This window comes from Nonomuraea sp. NPDC050556 (genome assembly GCF_044457355.1).
Classification (GTDB): domain Bacteria; phylum Actinomycetota; class Actinomycetes; order Streptosporangiales; family Streptosporangiaceae; genus Nonomuraea.
In genome coordinates, this window is record NZ_JBITGU010000001.1 from 3596757 (window position 1) to 3616880 (window position 20124).

Annotated in this window: 16 protein-coding genes; 2 read left to right on the forward strand and 14 right to left on the reverse strand. The window is 72.5% G+C overall.

What is annotated here, in order from left to right; genetic code table 11:
• Positions 1–2: 2 nt before the first annotated feature.
• Complete coding sequence (locus ACIBG8_RS17025; protein WP_397343666.1) at positions 3–962, reverse strand: phosphatase PAP2 family protein; 960 nt, start codon at positions 960–962, stop codon at positions 3–5.
• A 157-nt stretch (positions 963–1119) separates the two neighbouring features.
• Between ACIBG8_RS17025 and ACIBG8_RS17030 the strand changes: the two genes are divergently transcribed.
• Positions 1120–1836: a hypothetical protein gene (locus ACIBG8_RS17030; RefSeq protein ID WP_397343667.1), complete on the forward strand. Its 717-nt coding sequence runs from the start codon at positions 1120–1122 to the stop codon at positions 1834–1836.
• Positions 1837–1889: 53 nt separating this feature from the next.
• Here ACIBG8_RS17030 and ACIBG8_RS17035 read toward each other — a convergent pair whose 3' ends face one another.
• Entirely contained in the window at positions 1890–2759 is an 870-nt protein-coding gene (locus tag ACIBG8_RS17035; RefSeq protein ID WP_397343668.1) for a LysR family transcriptional regulator, read from the reverse strand.
• Between the two features lie 71 nt (positions 2760–2830).
• Between ACIBG8_RS17035 and ACIBG8_RS17040 the strand changes: the two genes are divergently transcribed.
• Positions 2831–4177, forward strand: a complete 1347-nt coding sequence (locus ACIBG8_RS17040; protein WP_397343669.1) for a dienelactone hydrolase family protein — start codon at positions 2831–2833, stop codon at positions 4175–4177.
• A 31-nt stretch (positions 4178–4208) separates the two neighbouring features.
• Here ACIBG8_RS17040 and ACIBG8_RS17045 read toward each other — a convergent pair whose 3' ends face one another.
• From ACIBG8_RS17045 to ACIBG8_RS17100, 12 genes are all read right to left on the reverse strand, one after another.
• A complete protein-coding gene (locus ACIBG8_RS17045; RefSeq protein ID WP_397343670.1) occupies positions 4209–5705 on the reverse strand; it encodes an RsmB/NOP family class I SAM-dependent RNA methyltransferase in 1497 nt (498 codons plus the stop codon).
• Positions 5705–6634 (reverse strand): methionyl-tRNA formyltransferase, encoded by a 930-nt coding sequence (fmt, locus tag ACIBG8_RS17050; protein WP_397343671.1) that lies wholly within the window; start codon positions 6632–6634, stop codon positions 5705–5707. The genes ACIBG8_RS17045 and fmt overlap by 1 nt, the downstream gene beginning before the upstream one ends.
• A 2-nt stretch (positions 6635–6636) precedes the next feature.
• A complete protein-coding gene (gene def, locus ACIBG8_RS17055) occupies positions 6637–7185 on the reverse strand; it encodes a peptide deformylase (RefSeq protein ID WP_397343948.1) in 549 nt (182 codons plus the stop codon).
• 25 nt (positions 7186–7210) lie between these two features.
• Positions 7211–8533 (reverse strand): hypothetical protein, encoded by a 1323-nt coding sequence (locus ACIBG8_RS17060; protein WP_397343672.1) that lies wholly within the window; start codon positions 8531–8533, stop codon positions 7211–7213.
• A gap of 37 nt (positions 8534–8570) precedes the next feature.
• Positions 8571–10226 carry a hypothetical protein gene (locus ACIBG8_RS17065; RefSeq protein WP_397343673.1) on the reverse strand — a complete coding sequence of 552 codons (1656 nt, stop codon included), beginning with the start codon at positions 10224–10226 and terminating at the stop codon, positions 8571–8573.
• Positions 10227–10275: 49 nt separating this feature from the next.
• On the reverse strand, positions 10276–12318 hold the full coding sequence (locus ACIBG8_RS17070; protein WP_397343674.1) for a primosomal protein N': 2043 nt from the start codon (positions 12316–12318) through the stop codon (positions 10276–10278).
• A complete protein-coding gene (locus tag ACIBG8_RS17075; protein ID WP_397343675.1) occupies positions 12315–13391 on the reverse strand; it encodes an FAD-binding oxidoreductase in 1077 nt (358 codons plus the stop codon). The genes ACIBG8_RS17070 and ACIBG8_RS17075 overlap by 4 nt, the downstream gene beginning before the upstream one ends.
• A 102-nt stretch (positions 13392–13493) precedes the next feature.
• Positions 13494–14741, reverse strand: a complete 1248-nt coding sequence (locus ACIBG8_RS17080) for a LuxR C-terminal-related transcriptional regulator (RefSeq protein WP_397343676.1) — start codon at positions 14739–14741, stop codon at positions 13494–13496.
• A gap of 175 nt (positions 14742–14916) precedes the next feature.
• A complete protein-coding gene (locus ACIBG8_RS17085) occupies positions 14917–17073 on the reverse strand; it encodes an ATP-binding protein (RefSeq protein ID WP_397343677.1) in 2157 nt (718 codons plus the stop codon).
• 520 nt (positions 17074–17593) lie between these two features.
• The gene (metK, locus tag ACIBG8_RS17090; RefSeq protein ID WP_397343678.1) at positions 17594–18781 is read right to left on the reverse strand and encodes a methionine adenosyltransferase; all 1188 of its coding nucleotides are present in this window, start codon (positions 18779–18781) and stop codon (positions 17594–17596) included.
• Positions 18782–18883: 102 nt separating this feature from the next.
• Complete coding sequence (locus ACIBG8_RS17095; RefSeq protein ID WP_397343679.1) at positions 18884–19183, reverse strand: hypothetical protein; 300 nt, start codon at positions 19181–19183, stop codon at positions 18884–18886.
• A 170-nt stretch (positions 19184–19353) separates the two neighbouring features.
• Positions 19354–20121, reverse strand: coding sequence for a PspA/IM30 family protein (locus tag ACIBG8_RS17100; RefSeq protein WP_397343680.1), 768 nt, complete (start codon positions 20119–20121; stop codon positions 19354–19356).
• Positions 20122–20124 lie beyond the last annotated feature (3 nt).

Here is a 20124-nt window from a genome sequence, read left to right on the forward strand (position 1 = left end):
GTCTAGGGGGCGGGCTCCGGCTGCTTGGCGCGGGACATGAGTCCCAGCCGGATGAACGTCAGGGGCGCGCCGAGCTGGACCCACAGCGACAACACCGCATAACGGAGATACCGCAGCACGTCGTCGGGCGGCAGCAGCTCGCGCAGGCCGTACCAGAGCAGCCCCACCACGGCGGAGCCGAGCGCCCACCGCGCCACCCGCCTGCCCAGCGGGCCGCCCGCGTCGAACCAGCCGAGCCGCCACATCACGCTGGCCCCGGCGAGCATGCCGAGCACCGACCCGGACATCGCCACCAGCGTCTCCAGGTTGAGCGGGTCGACGTCGCCCCACGCGACCGGCAGTGCCCCGCCCGGCCTGACGAACGCCGCCAGCCCGAGCATCACGCCGGAGACGAGCCCGGCTGTCCCGATCTGCACCGCCAGGCCCTGCCGTACCCACCAGGCCGTCGCGGGCCGCTCACCCTTCACGACCACGACGAGTACGGCGAGGCCGAGCGCCAGCCCGGCCACCACGTCGGAGATGAAGTGCACGCCCAGGTAGACGCGGGAGAGGGCGATGAGCACCATCGTCACGCCCGCCGTCCACCACGCCCACGGCCTGGCGACCATGGCGGCCAGCGCGCCCCAGGTGGCGGCGGCGATCTGCGCGTGCCCTGACGGCAGCCCGAAGGATCCCTCGACGCTCAGCGCCCTGATCCGCGTGTCGATCCAGTAGGGGCGCGGCTGGTGCAGCAGGAGCTTGAACACGGCGTTGGTCCACGCCGCCGCCAGCACCACCACGCCGAGCCGCAGGCCCAGCCTCGGATTGACGCACCAGTAGAGGACGGGCAGCAGGAACAGGAAGAACGTGTCGGTGCCGAAGAGCGACACGACCTCCATGACGGGACGCAGCCAGTCGGGCAGCGCCTGCAGCGCGGCGATGGGCCCGAGCTCGGCCCTGTGCAGGTCGTCCAGGGGGGTCACGCCGTCAGACTAGCGCTTGCTTGGTAACAGAATTGCATTCTCTTTCGTGACTTTAAGATCACTAGCTGTAGCGGGCGTCAAGACCGGTGCAGGCGGGGCGGGTCATAACTGAGGCACAAGCCCCGGCCGGACCGGGACACACCCCCAGGAGCACCCCATGAAGCGAACCGCCCTCGGTCTGGCCGTCCTGACCATCGCCAGCCTGACCACCGCGTTCTCCGCCACGTCCGCCTCGGCCACCACCACTGACCCCGGCCCGGAGACCTGCCGTCAGGGTTACGTGTGGCGCGAGGCCCGCGCCTCCGACCTCGTCTGCGTCGAGCCAGGCGTGCGCAGCCAGGTCGCCGCCGACAACGCGGCGAAGTACGGCCGCTGGACCAGCGGCGCCTACGGCCCGCACACCTGCGTGGTTCCCTACGTGTGGCGCGAGGCCTTCAACGGCGACGACGTCTGCGTGCTGGGCAAGGAGCGCGACCAGGCCTACCGCGACAACCGCGACGGCCCGGCGCGCAAGGTCCTGGCCAAGCTGTGGATCACGAAGTACGTGGTCGGCCCGACCGACAACGGCGACGGCACCGCCACCACGACGTCCACGGACAGCATCCCGCGCCTCAAGATCAACGGCAGCTACTACAACTACGGCCAGGTCAAGCTGGCGATCCGGTGGAGCCACAACGACTCCCTGTACTGGTACGGCAACGTCGACGCCAAGTCGCACAGCGGGTACGCGGGTGGCAGCTTCGGCTACAAGACCGGCAAGTTCGACTGCTCGGCGCCGGGCAAGCCGGCCAACGCCTACGCGTACGCCTACGACACCCAGTCGGGCCGCTTCTCCGCCCGCGTCCCGGTCCGCGTCGGCTGCGCCGTCCTGTAGTTCTGTCAGCCGCTCTCGGTCAGGGCCGTCCCCTTCATGGGGGCGGCCCCTTCTCATGACCAGGCGTGCCCCTGCAGCAGCAGGTGCCCGTGTACGGCTCGCGCCGCCGGGTGCTGCGTGCCCGCCCGCGACGCCAGAAACAGCGTGTTGATCGGCGGCAGCTCCGGCTCCAGCAGCGCCACCAGCCTCCCGTCGGCCAGCTCGGCCGCGCACAGGTAACGCGGCAGCACCGTCACCCCCGCCCCCGCCATGACCGCGGCCAGCACCCCGCGCAGGTCCGGCACCACCAGGGCCGGGCTGCGGGTGAGGCGGGTGTCGAAGACGGTGCGCCAGTAGCGGCGCAGGATCGGCAGGTTCTCCGCATAAGCGACCAGCGGAGCACGCTCCAGCTGGGAGACCGACCATCCCGGCGCGGCCACGAGCACGAACTCCTCGTCGCACAGCGGCTCCACCCGAAGGCCCGTCCGGCGTGGCCGTACGCTGGAGATGACCAGGTCGAGGCTGCCGTCGCCGAGCGCGGACAGCAGCTCCTCCGGCAGCCCGAGCGTCACCCGCAGCCGCAGCCCGTCGGCCACCATCGGGGCCAGCGACGGCAGCACCCGCGCGCACACCAGCTCGGCCGGTCCGCCCAGGTGGACCGCGCGCCCGAACACCTCGGCCGGCTCGCCGAGGTCGCCGGTCACGAGCTCGTCCAGAGCGTCCAGCGGTACGGCGACGCGCCCGGCAAGCTCGTCGGCCGCCGGGGTCGGGGACATGCCGCGCGCCACCCGCTCGAACAGCGGCCTGCGCACGGCCTGCTCCAGGGACTTGATCTGGGCGGTGACAGCCGGCTGGGAGAGCTGGAGCAGCTCGGCGGCGCGGGTCACCGAGCGGGCCCGGTAGACGGTGAGGAACGTCCTGAGCAGGTCATAGGAGAGACTCATCAGAATACTGATGATACCTAGGGCTTAGCGCTATTGGCGGCTTATGGGTTGTGTGCGGCATTCTCGGGGCCATGAACATTCTGATGGTTCTGACCAGTCATGCCACGCTGGGGTCCACCGGGCGCAGGACCGGCTTCTACGTGTCCGAGGCCGCGCACCCGTGGGAGATCTTCACCGCTGCCGGACACCAGGTGGACGTCGCTTCCGTCGCGGGCGGGGTGCCGCCCCGCGACGGCGAGGATCCTTCCGACGCGGCGCAGCGCCGTTTCCTCGACGCTCTCGGCGCCACGCCTTCGGTGGCCGACGTGGACGCCTCGGCGTACGACGCGATCTTCTTCGCCGGTGGGCACGGCACCATGTGGGACTTCCCCGACAATCCACACCTTGCCCGGTTGACGCGGGAGGTCTACGAGGGCGGCGGTGTGGTGGCGGCCGTCTGCCACGGGCCGTCCGCGCTGGCGGGCGTCACCCTGTCTGACGGTACGCCGCTGGTGGCGGGCAAGCGGGTGTCCGCCTTCACCAACGCCGAGGAGGAGGCCGTCGGGCTGACCGCCGAGGTGCCGTTCCTGCTGGCCGACCGCCTGGTGGCCGAGGGCGCCACGCACGTGCCGGGCCCCGACTTCGGCGCGCAGGTGGTGACCGACGGCCGCCTGGTCACCGGCCAGAACCCGGCCTCCGCGCGCGGCGTCGCGGAAGCGGTCGTATCCACCCTGTCCAAGGCCGCGGAAGCATCGTCCTGGGTGGATCTGGGCGGCATGCGCGCCTACGTGGCCCGGCCCCGCGTGCCCGGCTCATACCCGGGGGTGATCGTGGCGCACCAGCTCTTCGGGGTGACCGCCGACATCCGCGAGGCGGCCGACCGGATCGCGGCGCTGGGCTATGTGGCGATCGCGCCGGAGTTCTACCACCGGGCCGAGCCGGGCGTCGAGCTGGCGGCCGACGACGCGGGGCGGGAGCGCGGGTTCGCGCTGATGAACACCCTGACCCGCGAAGGCGTCCTCGCCGACGTCCGCGCGGCGATGGACTACCTGGGTACGGCGCGGCCGGTCGGGATGCTGGGGCTGAGCATGGGCGGGCACCTGGCCTACTACGCGGCGACGCAGGTGGACCTCGCGGTGACCGTCGTGCTGTACGCGGGATGGCTCACCGGCACCGACATCCCGGTGAGCCGCCCGTCACCGACGCTGGAGCTGACCGGCGGCATCAGGGGCCGCCTGCTCTACCTCGTCGGCTCCGACGACCACGTCATCACGGCGGAGCAGCGGCAGCGGATCGCCGCCCGCCTGGAGGCCGACGGCGTCGACCACGAGATGATCGTCTACCCGGGCGCCGCCCACGCCTTCCTCTCGACGGACGTCCCCGCGGCGGAGGAGGCGTGGAAGACCATCGAAGAGGCCCTCGGCGCCCTCACCCGCTGACCTCACCCCGGGCGACCCCGGGGTGAGCCTCTCAGGAGATCTTTCTGATCAGGGCCAGGAACATCGCGTCGGTTCCGTGCCTGTGCGGCCAGAACTGCGCGTACGGGCCTGGCCCGAGCCCCGCCACCTCGGGCAGGTACTCACGGGCGTCGAGCAGCTCGACGCCGTCCCGCCGCTTGGTGACGTCGGACACCACGACCTGGGTCTCCAGCAGGTGGGGCGAGCACGTCACGTACGCGACGACCCCGCCGACCCGCACCGCGTCCAGCGCCGTCTCCAGCAACCGGCGCTGCAACCCGCCCAGCTCAGCCACGCTCGCCGACTCGCGCCGCCACCGCGCCTCGGGCCGCCTGCGCAACGCCCCCAGCCCGGTGCACGGCGCGTCGAGCATCACCCGGTCGAACACCCCGCCGCGCCACGCGGGCTCGGTGCCGTCCGCCGTGACGACCGCCGCCTGCCTGGTGGTCTGCCACACGAGCCGCGCCCGGTGGTACTGCACGTCGGCGGCCAGCAGGTGCGCCCCACCGGGAAAACCGTCGGGCGAGGAGAGGTCGCCGTGGGTGGCGATGGCGTCCAGGAGCCCGGCCTTACCGCCGGGACCGGCGCACATGTCCAGCCACCGCTCGTCGCGCCCGGCGTCGTCCACCTGCACGCGGGTGAGCGCGAGGGCCACGAGCTGCGAGGCCTCGTCCTGGACGGCGGCGCGCGTCTCCGCCACGGCCAGGATCTGGCCGGGGTCACCCTCGGGCAGGTAGGCGGCGTAGGGCGAGTAGCGTGCGGACTCCGCGCCCGCCTCCTCCAGCTCCTCGACGTCGCTGCGCCCCGGCCTGGCCACCAGCGTCACCAGCGGCCGGGCGTTGTCGGCCTCCAGGAGGTCCTCGATGGCGTCCGCGTCGCCTGCCGCGCCCAGCGCGTCGCGCAGCGCGCTGACGATCCAGCGCGGGTGGCTGTGCGCCACGGACAGGTAGCCGGTGAGGTCGGCGTCGCGGTCGGGGGCGACGATGGGGATCCACTCGTCGAGCGACCTGGCCGAGATCTTCCTGAGCACGGCGTTGACGAACTTGGACGCGCCGACGCCGATGCGCAGCCGTACCAGGTCGACGGTCGTGCCGACGGCGGCGTGCGGCGGGACGCGCATCTTCAGCAACTGGTGGGCGCCGAGGCGCAGCGCGTCGGCGACCGGCGGGTCGGGGTCGCGGTCGCCGCACATGGCGATGATCGCGTCGTAGGTGCCGAGCCCGCGCAGCGTGCCGTACGCCAGCTCGGTGGCCAGCGCCGCGTCCCGCCCCTTGAGCCCGCGCTCGCGCAGGAGCCTGGGCATGAGCAGGTTGGCGTAGGCGTCGCGCTCGTCGACGGCGCGCAGCAGGTCGTAGGCGGCGTTACGCGCTTCGTCCCGCACCGGCTTCGGCGGCCGCCGCCCCTTGAAAGGCCGACCGCCTGAAGAGCCGCCGCGCCCCTGAGAGGAGCGGCCACCGCCAGAAGACGAGCCTCCGGTGGGGCGGCCTGAGGTGTTCCCCCGTGCGGCCATCAGGCGAGCCGGTCCTCGTCGGTGAGCCGGACGCCGCGCGCCCACTCCCCCGCGCTCATCAGCCGCTTGCCCTGCGGCTGCACCTCGCCCAGCTCCACGGCCCCCGTCGCCGTCCCCACCAGCACGGTGTTCTTGGTCGCCGAGATCGCCCCCGGCGCCAGCGCCGGAGCCGACGGCGCCGGCCGTACCGGACCGATCTTGACCCGCTGGTCGCGGAATGAGCTCCACGCCCCCGGGTTGGGGGTGCACGCGCGGATGAGCCGGTCCACGTGCATGGCGGGCGACGTCCACGGCACCCGGGCGTCGTCAACAGTGATCTTGGGGGCGAAGCTCACCCCGTCGGACGGCTGCGGCCGCGCCTCCAGCGTGCCGTCCTCGATGCCGTCGAGCGTCGCGGCCAGCAGCCCGGCCCCTGAGATCGACAGCCGCTCCAGGAGGGTGCCGCTGGTGTCGCCGACCGCGATCTCCTCGGTCGTCACCCCGAAGACCGGGCCCGCGTCGAGCTCCTTGACGATCTGGAACGTCGCGGCCCCGGTGATGGTGTCGCCGTGCAGGATCGCGTGCTGCACGGGCGCGGCCCCGCGCCAGGCGGGCAGCAGCGAGAAGTGCAGGTTGACCCAGCCGAGGCGGGGCACGTCGAGCGCGGACTGCGGCAGCAGGTTGCCGTAGGCGACGACCGGGCAGCAGTCGATCTCCAGCGCGCGCAGCCGTTCCAGGAAGGCGGGGTCTCCCGCCTTGACCGGGCGGAGCACCTCGATGCCGTGCTCCTCGGCGAGCTGCGCCACCGGCGAGGGGTGCAGCTGCTTGCCGCGGCCGGACGGGGCGTCAGGCCGGGTGACGACCGCGACGACGTCGTGCCTGGAGGAGTCGATGAGGGCGCGCAAGGACGGCAGGGCCGTCGATGGGGTGCCCGCGAACGCCAGCCGCATGGTCAGAGCGCCCTTCCGCCGGTGGCGTGCGGGGAGACCTTGACCACGGGGGCGGCCAGGCCGCTCCACTCCGCCTCGCGGATCGCCTTCATGGCCAGCTTGCGCTGCTTGGCGTCCATGCGGTCGATGAACAGGATGCCGTCGAGGTGGTCGGTCTCGTGCTGGAAGCACCGCGCCATCAGGTCGGTGCCCTCGAGCACGATGGGCTCGCCGTGCATGTCGAACCCCTTGGCCACGGCGCGGATGGCGCGCGGCGTCGGGTAGGTCAGGCCGGGGAAGGACAGGCAGCCCTCCTCGCCCTCCTCGTCCTGGTCGTCCGACAGGTCGAGCGAGGGGTTGATGACGTGGCCGAGCTGGTCGTCGACGTAGTAGGTGAACACGCGCAGCCCGACGCCGATCTGCGGGGCGGCGAGGCCGGCGCCCGGCGCGTCCATCATGGTGTCGGTCAGGTCCTTGACCAGCTTGCGCAGCTCCTTGTCGAAGTCGACGACAGGCGCCGCCGGGGTGCGCAGCACCGGGTCTCCGAACAGCCTGATCGACTGGATCGCCAAGGGTCCTACTCCTGTCATCGATGGATCAGACCAGTTTAGTGGCCTCCAGCGAGCGCGCCTTCATCGCGGCTTTGCGCGCCGCCTTCGCGACGGTCTCGTCGTCGTGGTGGGCGCCGAGCATGTCGAGCACGGCGATGGTGTCGGGGTGCTCGAAGGTGGCCATCTCACCGACCAGGCGGACGAGGTCCTCGCCCGGTTCGAGGGCGTCGAACTCGCCCATGATCTCGGGCGCGTCGGCGACGTAGAGCAGCGCGGCGAGCGAGTCGATGGCGATCCAGGTGTGGTCGCCTGGGCTCAGCGCGGGCGCGGCCAGGTCGCGGATGTGCAGCCAGGAGGCGGCGTAGCGCCACATGAGCGGCTCTCCGAGCGCGGCGCGCACGGGCGCCTCGGCCTCGGGGCCGAGCTCCTCCAGGATCGTGCCGACGGCGCCGCGCTGGCCCGCGTTGCCGCTCGCGGCCACCGCGATCAGGTCGGCCGCCGCCTCGGCGGGGGTGTGACGTTCCAGCCAGTAGGCGACGACGCTGGGCGTGGCCCTGCCCTTGACCATGGCGGCGACCAGCTCGGCGGCGCCGAGGTCGGCGAACACCTCGACCTCGGCCGCCGTGGGGGCGTCGTGGCCCTCGCGGAGCAGGTCGCGGCGCACGGCCCACAGGCCGAGCGGGGTGAGCCTGGTGCGGCCCGAGGCGCTCTGGTCGGTCAGCCCGCAGTAGGCCAGCAGGTCGAGGGCGTCGTAGAGCTGCGCGGGCAGCGCGGCGGCCAGCTCGCGCACCTCGGCCATGCTGGGCTCGCAGGCCACCTCGTGCGACTGCAGGATGCCCTTGGCCAGGCCCGTGGTGTCGACGCCGGTGCGCACGGAGTAGATGGTGGCCAGCGTCTCGGTGAGGTGCTCGTCGATCACCTCGGAGCCGGTCAGGCCCTCGTCGGTACGGTCCAACACGTCCATGACGACGCCGTCCCAGAACTCCAGCGTGGCCTCGACCGACAGCTGCAGCGACAGCGGCCCGCGCGAGGCCCGGCCGCGCATGATCTGCACCAGCCCGGAGTTGACGGCGACGATCCAGGCCAGCCGGAGCCGGGCGGCGTTGACGCCCAGCTCGGCGGCGGCCGCCTCCGCCTCTCCAGCGGAGAGCAGCCCCTGTTCGGTGACCGGGCGCTCACCCGTCCACGTGGTGAGACGGATGGCGTCGGCGACCAGTGGCACGAGCGGCACCAGCCGCGCCAGCTCGGCGTCGGAAGCGAGCGGAACCGCCGGAAAAATCAGGCCTTCTGGGGGTTCGTGCTCGGCGGGCGCCGCAGGCTCGTCGATCAGCTTGCGCAGCTCGCTGAGGTCGAAGACGTTGTTTGCCACCCAGGAAACTTACTGCACACCAGTCACAGGGATGTACTCAACCGATGGCTCTGGACCGGGCTTTGAAGGCCGCCTTCCGCGCCGCCTTGGCGACCGTACCGTCGGGAAGGGAGCGGCCGAGCAGCTCGAGAACGTCGACCACGTCGGGGTGGTCGACGCGCCACATCTCTTCGATCATGTGTGCGGGCGGCCCGGAGGCGGCCATGTTCTCGGCGAACACCTCGGGGTCCTCTTCAGCTGACGGCAGAGCCAGCGCGAGCATGTCGACGCTGACCCACAGCAGCTCCTCCTGGGTCAGCGGCGGCGCGGCGAGGCCTCTGGCCGCCAGCCAGTGGATGGCGTGCGGCCGCAGCTCGGAGTCGTCCAGGCAGGCGCGTACGGCGGGCTCGGCCGCGGCGTCGAGCCGGTCCACGATCGTGACCGCGATGCCCCGCGCCACGGCCGGCGCGCCCGAGGCGGCCGACAGCAGGTCGCCCGCAGCCTTGGCCGGGTTGCGCCTGGCCAGCCAGCGCTCGATGTCCTCTTCCGCCAGCTCGGTCGGTATGCCTTCGAGCAGCCCCTCGATGAGGCCCATCGCGTCGGCGTCGGCCAGGTCGCCCGCGATCGGCGCGTCCATGCCCAGCTCGGCGTAGAGCTCGCGCAAGCCCCACAGGGCGGGCGGGGTGAGCCCGGCCTGCTCGCCGTCGAGGGTGACCATGCCGCAGTGGGCCAGCCGGTCGAGGACGCCGGCCACGTCGACCTCGCCCTCCTCGACGATCTCGGCCAGGTATTCGCCGATGACCGCGACGGGCACCGGCACCTGCAGCCGGTAGAGCATGTCGAACAGGTCGTACAGCTCGCCGTCCAGCTCGGCCGAGCCGGTGACGGCGCCGTGGGTGTCGCGCTCCACGAGGAACTCGACGGTGCCCGACCACAGGTCGAGCAGGTCCTCGTCGTCGCGGTCCGCGAGCGGTCCGAAGCCGTCGTCGACGGTCATGGCCGCGCCGTCCGCCTCGACGACGCCGGTGTAGAGCGCCAGGTCCCACAGGAGGACGGGCTCGGGGACGGGCGATCTGGCCGCGTCCTTGGCCCGCAGCCTGCGCTTGACCGTCGGGGTGGCGCCGCTCTCGACCAGCCAGGCGACCAGCGTGTGCAGGTCGTGCAGGATCGGCGCCCGCCTGACCGCGGCGGCCAGCGCCGCGGTCGGCGCGAGCCGTACGGCGGGCAGGGGCGAGCAGCCGGGGCACTCGCAGGGCGGGGTCCCGAGGTCGGGCACCTCGCCGGACGGGATCGTGATGGACTGCTCCAGCGCCTCCGGACCGATGGCGCTGAACAGGCTCTTGGTCATGCCGAAGTTGGCTTGGTCGGCGAGCGCGGCCGGGAGCTGCGGCGCGATGGCGGCCAGGGTGGCGCGCATGTCGGCGAGCACGGGCGCGGCGACGAGCCCTCCGGACTCGAGGTAGTCGACCAGCGTGAGCGCGGCGTCGATGCTCTCCTGGGCGGTCTCCGGCGGCGCGATGACCTTGCGCGGGTAAATGGACAGGAGCAGCTCTTCGAAGGTCGCCGGGGTGAAGTCGGCGAGCTCGCCGACGTTGAGATAGTCGCTGGCATAGTCGCAGAGCAGCCGGATCTCGTCCGCGTCCACCTCGGCTCCCCGCGCACGTCCCCAGGCACGCAGATCGTCGATGGCTGAGTTCACCCATTCGATCGACACAGGGAGACGCTAACGGGTTACGTTCCACCCCGCGAATCGGGGAAAAGGACTAAATCAGGTCGAGTGGGTCGACACTGACCCTCACGACATCGGGCGTCTTTCTGGCCGCACGCACCCCACTGGCCCCTTTGAGCGCTGTGGCCAGGGTGTTGCCGCTCGCCCTGGGCACGCGGATCATGGCACGTTCCTGTCCCGAGTCGTCGATCGGGACGGGCCCGAGCACCTGCGCGTCGTCGGGCAGGTGCACCTCCTCGAGCATCTGCCTGACCGCGTGCGCGGCCCCGGTGAGCGTGGCCATGCGCACTGCTGGGGGGAATCCCAGCTCGGTCCGCTCGGCGAGTTCCCTCTCCGCGTGGGTGATCGGATCCCATCGCAGCAGCGTCTGTACGGCAGGCAGCGCCGCGTCGCCGAGCACCACGAGCTCCCCGCCGGGACGGAGCAGCGCTGCCGCGTTCATCCAGCGGCGAACCGTCTCCTCCGAGGCGCGCAGGTCGGCCCTGCCGAGCATGGCCCAGCCGTCCAGCAGGACGACGGCCGTGTAGCCGCCCTCCGGCACGGGCTCGGCGCCGGGCGTGGCCACGACCAGCGCCTTGCCTGGCCCGACGGTGGCCAGCACGCCGTCCCGCCCCGACGTCTTGACCTGGACGGACGGGAACGCCCTGCCCAGTTCCTCTGCCGTGCGCCGGGCGCCGACGACCATGGCGCGCACCCGGCCGCCGCCGCACGACGGGCAGCGCCAGGCGGCCGAGACGCGGCCGCACCACCGGCAGTAGGGCGCCGCGTGGCCGCCTCTGAGCGCCAGCGGCCCGTGGCACAGGCCTTCCTCGATGGTGCCGCCGTGCTTGGTGGGCGGCTGCTGGCAGCGGGCGGGGGCGCGGCAGTTCTGGCAGGCCAGGGTCGGCACGTAGCCGCGCCTGGGCACCTGGATGAGCACGGGGCCGCTGTCGAGGCCGTCCTTGAGCGCCTTCCACGCGATGCTGGGCAGCCGCGCCTGCCTGGCGGCCTGGTCCTTGGCCAGCTCGGCGTCCTCTCCTGCCGGCCGTACGCGGGGTGCTGCGGCCCTGACGCTCTCGCGGGCGGCCACGATCGGCCTGGCCCAGCCGGTCGCGACGAGCTGCGTCGCCTCGGCCGTGCGGGCGTAGCCGCCGATGAGCATCGCCGCGCCGGTGCGGTGCGCGCGCAGCGCGAGCACCTCGCGGGCGTGCGGGTAGGGGGCCAGACGCTCGGCGTGGAGGTCGTCCCCGTCGTCCCAGAGGGCCACCAGGCCCAGGTCGCGCACGGGGGCGAACATCGCCGCCCGGGTGCCGACCACGGCCTGCACCTGGCCTCTCAGCGCCTTGAGCCAGCGGCGGTAGCGCTCCGCGGGGCCGAGGTCGGCGGTGAGCGCGACGTGGGAGCCGGGGCCGAGCAGCTCGGTGAGCGCGCGGTCGGCCGACGCGACGTCCTTGCCGTCGGGGACGACGACGACCGCTCCCCTGTCGCCCTTCAGCGTCGCGCGCACGGCCTCGGCGACGGGTACGGCCCAGCCGCGCGCGCCGGGCAGCGCGTTCCAGACCGCGCGCGGGGCTCTGCCGTTCTCCAGGGCGTCGAGGAACGACGCGCCCATCGGGTAGTCGTCCCACGCGCCGCTCTCCCCCGACGGCTCCTCGCCGGTGACCGTTTTGGGCTCCTCGCCCTCCGCCCTGGCGTGCCGAGGGGGTACGGCCAGCCGCAGGACGTCGGCCAGCGTGCCCGCGTAGCGGTCGGCCACCGCCCTGGCCAGCCCGGCGATCTCGGGGGTGAGCACGGGCTCCGGCGAGATGACCCGTTCGAGCACGGCGAGCTTGCCCGCGTGGTCGCTGGCGTCGGCGCGCTCCAGCAGGAACCCGTCGACGAGCTTGCCCGCGAAGCGCACCCGCACCCGGACGCCGGGCGCGGCCGTGTCGTGCATGGCGGCCGGGACCAGGTAGTCGAAGGGCCGGTCGAGGTGCGGCAGCGGGTTGTCGACGGCGACCCTGGCCACGGGCAGCTCCGGAGCGGGCACGGGCGCGCCCTTGGCAGCGCCTGCCTTGCTCTGGACGGCTTCCAGCGGGAGGAGGGCGTCGTCGGTCACCGACTAGATGTATCAGACCTCCGTGGCTGGTCGTGATGGATGCGCTCCGGCGGCACGCCGGCGTCCAGCAGCCCGCGCACGGTCTGCTCCACCATCGCCGCCGGGCCGCAGACGTAGACCTCCTGCCCGTCCCACCGGGGCAGCGCGTCCGGCGTGATCCGGTCGGCGACGAGCTGCACCAGCCGCAGCCTCGGGTAGCGGGAGGAGAGCGCGAGCAGGTCGGGCAGGTCGTAGAGGCGTTCCGTGGTGCGCGCCCCCGCGACGAGGTGGACGGCGGGACGCCGGCCCGAGTCCACGATGTGCTCGACGATCGCCTTGAGCGGGGCCAGCCCGGTGCCGCCCGCGACGCAGATCAGGTCGCGGTCGGAGTCCGGCGGCGTCATCGCGCCGACGGCCGGGCCGAGCGTGAGCTCGTCGCCGGGTTTGGTGTGCCGGACGAGCGCGGTGGACACCAGCCCGCCGGGGATGGCGCGCACGTGCAGGTCGACGGTGCCGTCCGCGCGCGGCGCGTTGGCCGGGGAGAAGCTGCGCCACACCCGCGGCCGGCGCGGGGTGCCCACGCTCAGATACTGGCCTGCCGTGTACGGCACGCGCCCGGCCGGCCGGAGCCTGATGACGGCGATGTCGGCGGCGCGCAGCTCGTGGGCGACGACCTCGGCCGGCCACCAGGCGGGCGCCTCGTCGCGCGCCGCCGCCTCGATCATCGTGTTGGCCGCCCGCGTGTAGGCGGCGACCCAGGCCGCCTCGATGGCGTCGTCCCAGCTGGTGGCGGCGAACCTGCGCACGGTGGCCAGCAGCGCCCGGCCGACGGCGGTGTAGTGCTCGGGCTGCACGCCGTACTTGCGGTGGTCGCGGCCGAGCTGCTCCAGCAGGGCCGACGGCTCGGGGTGAGCGGCGACGTGGGCCAAGCCGAGGAACAGCCGGTCCCGCTGCACGTCCATGACCAGCGGGAACAGCTCCCTGAGCTGTGGGTTCTCGGCGAACAGCAGGCCGTAGAAGTAGGCGGTGGCCCCTTCCACATAAGGTTCGACGAGCGCGAAGCTCTTCCTGACCAGCTCGGCGTCGATCGGCATACCAGTCCTCCACCGCAGAAAACGGGAGGAACTTCCTTAATTGCCGCCCCGCGCTGAAACCACCATCGAATAGATCTTGGTGGACTGCATCGGTAGAAATGCCTATCGGTACCCCGAAGAGCTCACCCAGGCGGCGAGATGCGTCCGGGAGGACAGATGGCTCTTGGCCAGGATGTTGCGGACATGCGCGTCGACCGTGCGCTTGGAGATGACCAGCCGCCCGGCGATCTCCTGGTTCGTCAGCCCCTCGGTGACCAGCAGGGCGACCTCCAGCTCCCGGGCGCTCAGCGCGGGCCCGCCGCTCCGCCTCGGGCGGCCTGGTGGCGCCTCGGCCCCGCGCGAGCCGTAGCGGGCGCCGAGCCTGACCCTGTCGCGCTCGTCCAGCAGTTCCAGCCCCAGGTCGCGGAAGGGGCGCAGCAGCCGGTAGCCGCCGGGCTCCCGCACCACGATCGAGGCGTTGACCAGGTCGGCCAGCACCCTGGCCACCCTGACGCCCGGCAGCCCGGCCTCGGTCCCGATCGCCTCCGCGACGGCCAGGTCCATCGGGCCGCGCACCACCGACAGCGCCGCCCAGAGCGAGCGCTGCTCGGCGCCGCACAGGGCGTGGCTCCACTCGACCAGCGCGCGCAGGTCGCGGTGGCGGGCCAGGGCGTTCGTGTTGCCTTCGGCCAGGGCCGGGCAGTTCCGCTCCAGGCGGGCGCTCAGGTCTTCGGGCGAGAGCGTGCGCAGGCAGCCCGCGGCGAGCTCGATGGCCAGCGGCAGGCCGTCGAGGGAGCGGCAGACGTCCTCGGCCGCCTGCCGTACGGACGGGGTGAGGTCGAAGGCCGGGTCGGCGGCCAGGGCGCGGTCGGCGAACAGCGCCAGCGACTCGGCGGGCGACATGACCCGGACGTCGAGCACCCGCTCGCCGTCGAGCCCGAGCGGCTGCCTGCTGGTGGCCAGCACCTTGACCTTGGGCGTCCACCTCAGCACCGTGGCCACCAGCGCGGCGACCGGGCCCAGCAGGTGCTCGCAGGTGTCGAGCACGAGAAGCGCCCGGTCCTGGCCCAGCGCGGTGGCCAGGCCCTCGGGCGTCCTGCGCTCCGGGTGGCCGCAGGCGGCGGCCACGTGGTCGATCAGCGCGTCCGCGCCGGTGACCGAGGACAGCTCGGCGTACCAGACGCCGCCGGGGAAGGCGCGCCTGGCCCGGGTGGCCACGCGGGTGGCCACCCGGGTCTTACCGACCCCGCCTGGACCGGTGACGGTGAGCAGCCTGGCCGCGCCGATGCCCCGCAGTCCCTCGGCCACCTCCCCGTCGCGGCCGACGAAACTGCTGAACTCGACGGGCAGGTTCCCCCTACTCCGGTCCACGCGGCGTCCCCCTCCCATGGTTGGCCCGGCGAGTCGGAACGCCCGTAGCCGCCCGCCGGACCGTCCGCGCCGCGGGCCTCGTGATTCGCGCACGTCGCGAAACGCCCCCGCGCCCTCGGGTTGCGGACACGATGAGTATTCGCGTTCTCACTCTCGGCGACATCGGGGAAAGTACCTATTGGCGATACCGGCTCACCCACGCCGCGATCTGGCTTCGCCCGGAGAAGCCCAGTTTCGCCAGGATGTTCTCGACGTGGGTGTCGACCGTCCTGCGCGCGACCACGAGCCGCTGGGAGATGGCCCGGTTGGTCAGGCCGTCCGCGACCAGCTCGGCCACCTCGCTCTCCCTGCGGGTGAGCGGTTCGAGTACGGTGACCGCCGCCTCCTTGCGCGAGCCGGCGCCGTCGGCCAGGGCGTAGGCGATCGCGTCCGCCGCCGACATGGCCAGCCCGGCGGCGACCGCCCGGTCGTAGCGCGGCCCGAGCGCCCTGCGCACCCGCGCGTCCACCCTGCCGCGCTCCTCGGCGAAACCCTCCGAGCCGAACAGCGGGCCCACCTCGGCCGACCACCGGTGGTGCGAGGCCGCCATGAGCCTGGCGGCCTGGGCGTACCTGCCACGGTCCGCGGCCAGCCAGCCGAGCAGCTCGACGCAGAACGCGATGGCGAAGTTGGCGTGCAGCGGGGCGATCTCGCGCAGCGCCGACCTGGCGAGCAGCCTGGCCTGGCCGGGGTCGCCGCCGATGCGCAGGGCCAGGGCCAGGCCGACCTCCGCCCAGGCGGCGATCGCGTCCTCGCCCTCGTCCCCGCACCGGGCGCGGGCGCGGGTGAGGAGCTCGACGGCCTCGGCGGTCCTGCCCTGGGCGACGTGCGTGAAGCCGAGGACGGTCATGGCGTTGAGCAGGGCGGCTCCGCCGTAATCTGCCAGGGCTCGCGTGCAGGCCGTCAGTTCGTGCTCGGCGGCGTCCAGGTCGCCTTCTGCGTACAGCAGCATGCCGCGCATGCCGGACACGTTCGCGCCCTCCCCGGCGGACTCGAGGGCGGCCCTGGCCGCCTTGAGGTCGCCCTGGCCGACGCAGATGTGGGTGAGCAGCAGGTATGCCGCCTGCCTGAGGGGCGGGCCGCCCTCGCCGGTGGCGAGCAGCCGCTCCAGGTGGGCCCTGCCCTGGCGGGGCATTCCCGCGAACACCCAGAGGAACCAGAGCCGCACCCCCAGTTCCAGACTTTTCACGATGTGCCCTGGGTGCTCCAGGGCGGCTTTCACGTTGGGCCAGTCGGCGCGCAGCCTGCGCCACTCCTCCGCCCGCTTGGGGTAGGCGTGGTCGGCGCCCAGGCGCAGGGCCAGCGCGTGGTAGTGGTCGCGGTGCCGCTCGCGCAGGCCCTCCGCCGGGCCCTTGAACTCCCGTATGGCGTCCAGCATGCGGTAGACGGTGTGGCCGGGGTCGCGCTCCCTGATGATGATCGACTTGTCGACCAGCCCGGCGAGCGCCGGGAAGACCCGGTGCGCGGGCAGCTCACCGCCCGCACAGACCCGTTCGGCGCCCGCCAGGTCGAACGTGCCGGAGAAGACGGTCAGCCGCTCCCACAGCAGGCGCTCCTCCGGCGTGCACAGCTCGTGGCTCCAGGCGACCGCCGCCGCCATGGCCGTGTCCGCGGGCAACCGCGACAGCGGTTCGTCCGGTACGGCACGCACCCGCGCCGCCGCGAGCTCGATGGCCAGCGGGATGCCCTGCATCCGGCGGCACAGCTCGGCGACGGCCTCGGCGTTGCGGTCGGTGAGCGAGAAGCCGGGGCGGGCGCGGTCGAGGAACAGCGCCACGGACTCGGTGCGCTCCAGATCGGCCCGCCGCAGGCCTTCTGACGGCACCGCCATCGGGCGGACGACCATGGTGTGCTCGCCGGGAGCGCGCAGGGCGTTCCTGCTGGTGACCAGCGCCTGCAGGCCCGGGGCCGCGGGAAGGAGCGCCTGGATGAGGGCGGAGCACTCGTCGGTGAGGTGCTCGCAGGTGTCCAGGACCAGGAGGGTCCGCTTGCTCGCCAGGTGGGCTTTGAGCAGCTCCAGCGGGGGTTCGCGGGACGGCTGGGCGAGCTCCAGGAGGTGGACGAGCGTCTGTTCCAGGGCTTCCGTGCCGGTGATCGCGGACAGCTCGGCGAAGACGACGCCGTCGGCGAAGGCTCGCCTGGTGAGCTGGGCGGCTCTTACGGCGACCCTGGTCTTGCCCACTCCGGCGACGCCGGTGACGGTGACCAGCCTGCCGCGTTGCAGCATGCGGCGGACCTCGGCGACCTCATGGCGGCGGCCGACGAAGCTGGTCGGCTCGGCGTGCCACGGCATCGGCGCCTCCCCCACGTCGCTGAACGTTCGCTGGGGGACACGCTATATGATCTTGCTGTTCCTGGGGCAGGACACACATTCCCCCCACACCCACTCAAACCCCGCGGGCATACGTCCTTTCCACACGTCAACGCCCCTGCGGGTGCGACCCGCGCGCATCCCCTGACGTCCCTCAGAAAGAGCCCCCAGAAAGCAGCTCCGGGCCTGGGGGCGCTGGCGAGGGGTGCGGCCCCCTGCCCGTGGAGTGGCGGCGAGTGCAGGCAGCACCCGGACGCGGGGCAGGGCGGCGGGGGTGCGTGGGCGCGGGGCCGCGGGGCCGCGAGGGCGCGGGACCGCGGGGGGTGAGGGCGCGGGACCGCGGGGGGTGAGGGCGCGGGGGCGTGAGGCGCCCTATGCGGGAAAGACGGAGCCCCCTGCCACTGGAGGCGTGGGGTGTGTGGCCTGCGAGAGACACGGGCGGTCCCGGAAATGCCGACGGCTCCCGCCCAGACGTTCGGGCGGGAGCCGTACGGGAAAAGCGTCAGAGACCGGCGGCCTGGCGCAGCGAGTCGGCGCGGTCGGTCGACTCCCACGAGAAGCCCTCGCGGCCGAAGTGACCGTAAGCAGCCGTCTCCGAGTAGATCGGGCGCTTCAGGTCGAGGTCGCGGATGATCGCAGCGGGCCGCAGGTCGAACACCTGGAGCACGGCCGCCTGGATCTTCTCCACCGACACCTTCTCGGTGCCGAACGTCTCGATGAACACGCCCACCGGGTGCGCCTTGCCGATGGCGTAGGCGACCTGGACCTCGGCCCGGTCGGCCAGCCCGGCCGCGACGATGTTCTTGGCCACCCACCGCATCGCGTAGGCCGCGGAGCGGTCCACCTTGGACGGGTCCTTGCCGGAGAACGCGCCGCCACCGTGACGGGCCATGCCGCCGTAGGTGTCCACGATGATCTTGCGACCGGTGAGACCCGCGTCGCCCATCGGGCCGCCGATCTCGAAGCGCCCGGTCGGGTTGACCAGCAGGCGGTAGTCGGTCGTGTCGATCTCCAGCCCGGCGAGCACGTGGTCGACCACATGCTCCTTGATGTCGGGCGTCAGCATCTCCTTGAGGTCGATCTCCGCAGCGTGCTGCGTGGAGACGACGACCGTGTCGAGGCGCACCGGGGTGTCGCCGTCGTACTCGACCGTGACCTGGGTCTTGCCGTCGGGGCGCAGGTAGGGCACGGTGCCGTTCTTGCGCACCTCGGACAGGCGCTTGGCCAGGCGGTGGGCGAGCTGGATCGGCAGCGGCATCAGCTCGGGCGTCTCGCGGCACGCGTAGCCGAACATGAGGCCCTGGTCGCCCGCGCCCTGGCGGTCGAGCTCGTCGCCCGCGCCCTCTTCGCGCTGCTCGATGGCGGTGTCGACACCCTGGGCGATGTCGGGCGACTGCGCGCCGATGGACACCGACACGCCACAGGAGGCGCCGTCGAAGCCCTTGTGGGAGGCGTCGTAGCCGATTTCCAGAATCTTCTCGCGGACGACGCCGGCGATGTCGACGTAGGTCTCGGTCGTCACCTCGCCCGCGACGTGGACCTGGCCGGTAGTGATCAGCGTCTCGACGGCGACCCTGGACTTGGGGTCGTCCTTGAGCATGGCGTCGAGAATCGCGTCACTGATCTGGTCGGCGATCTTGTCCGGGTGGCCTTCGGTGACCGACTCGGAGGTGAACAGGCGACGTGACAACTCAGTGGCTCCTCATGCAGCGGCTGCTGACGGATGTGCGCCCGCGTTGGGCTTCGCCGAAGTGTAGCCCCAGGGGGGCTGGCATGACGAAATGAATCCGCCTCACAGGTCGGGAAGGGGGTCGGGGGGCAGGGTCTCGGGGGCGAAAACCTCGGCGTCCGCGGCGGAGACGACCGCCGCGTACTCCTCATCGAACTCGAACGACATCGAGCCGAGCTCGATGATCGGTCCAGGCGCGTGCAGGATCGGCCCGAGCCTGGTCTCGCGGGGGAAGGTGGCGTAGACGGAGACGGGCCGGTCGCTCCTGAGCATCCTGGTGGCCAGCACGTTCACCGCGGTGTCGGTCACCACGATGAGGAAGTTGGCCATTCCAGGCGGCCCGACGGACAGCGCGGGGAACACGTAGCGTATCCCCTCGTTCTCCCCCAGTAGCGTCCTGCACCGATCTCTGACAACGGAACTCACCGGCATGCGCTTCCCCCTTACCCATCAGTATCTGCAGGCATAAGGGGCGCCGCAACAGCCCGCCTGCCGTACCCACGCGATCGGGTACGGCAGGCGACGGCGTCAGGTCAGCTCGCGGACTGCTCGATCTCCTGCACCGGGCGCAGACCGGGCATCGCCGACGGCGCTCCGGCCTTCAGCGCGGCCAGGCGCGCCTCGATCTCGGTCTGCTCGCCGAGGTTCTCCAGGCTCTCGAACTGCACGTCCAGCGACGAGGCGGCCAGCTCCTGGGCGCCGATGACCTTGGCCTCCTCGCGCCGGATCTTGTCTTCGAACCTGCTGACCTCGCTGGTCGGGTCGAGGATGTCGATGCTCTTGAGCGCGTCCTGCACCTGCGACTGCGCCTGGGCGGTCTTGGCGCGGGCGACCAGCGAGTCGCGCTTGCCCTTGAGCTCGACCAGCTTCGACTTCATCTGGGTGAGGCCGCTCTTGAGCTTCTCGACGACCTCGCGCTGGGTGACGATGCCCGGCTCGGCGTCGGTCGCCTCCTTCTCCGAGGCCATCTGGCGGCTCAGGGCGAGCTTGGCGAGCTCGTCGAACTTGTTCGCCTCCGCGGCCTGCCCGCCCTGGCGCAGCTGGTCGGCCTTCTGGCTGGCGGCCAGCGCCTTCCTGCCCCACTCCTGGGCGGCCTTGACGTCCTCGTCGTGGTCGGCCTCGACCAGGCGCAGGCTGCCGATGGTCTGCGCGACGGCCTGCTCGGCCTCGGCGATGTTCTCCGTGTAGTCGCGGACCATCTGGTCCAGCATCTTCTGCGGATCTTCCGCCGAGTCGAGCAGCGCGTTGATGTTGGCTCTGGCCAGCTGCGCTACCCGGCCGAAGATGGACTGCTTGGTCATGCG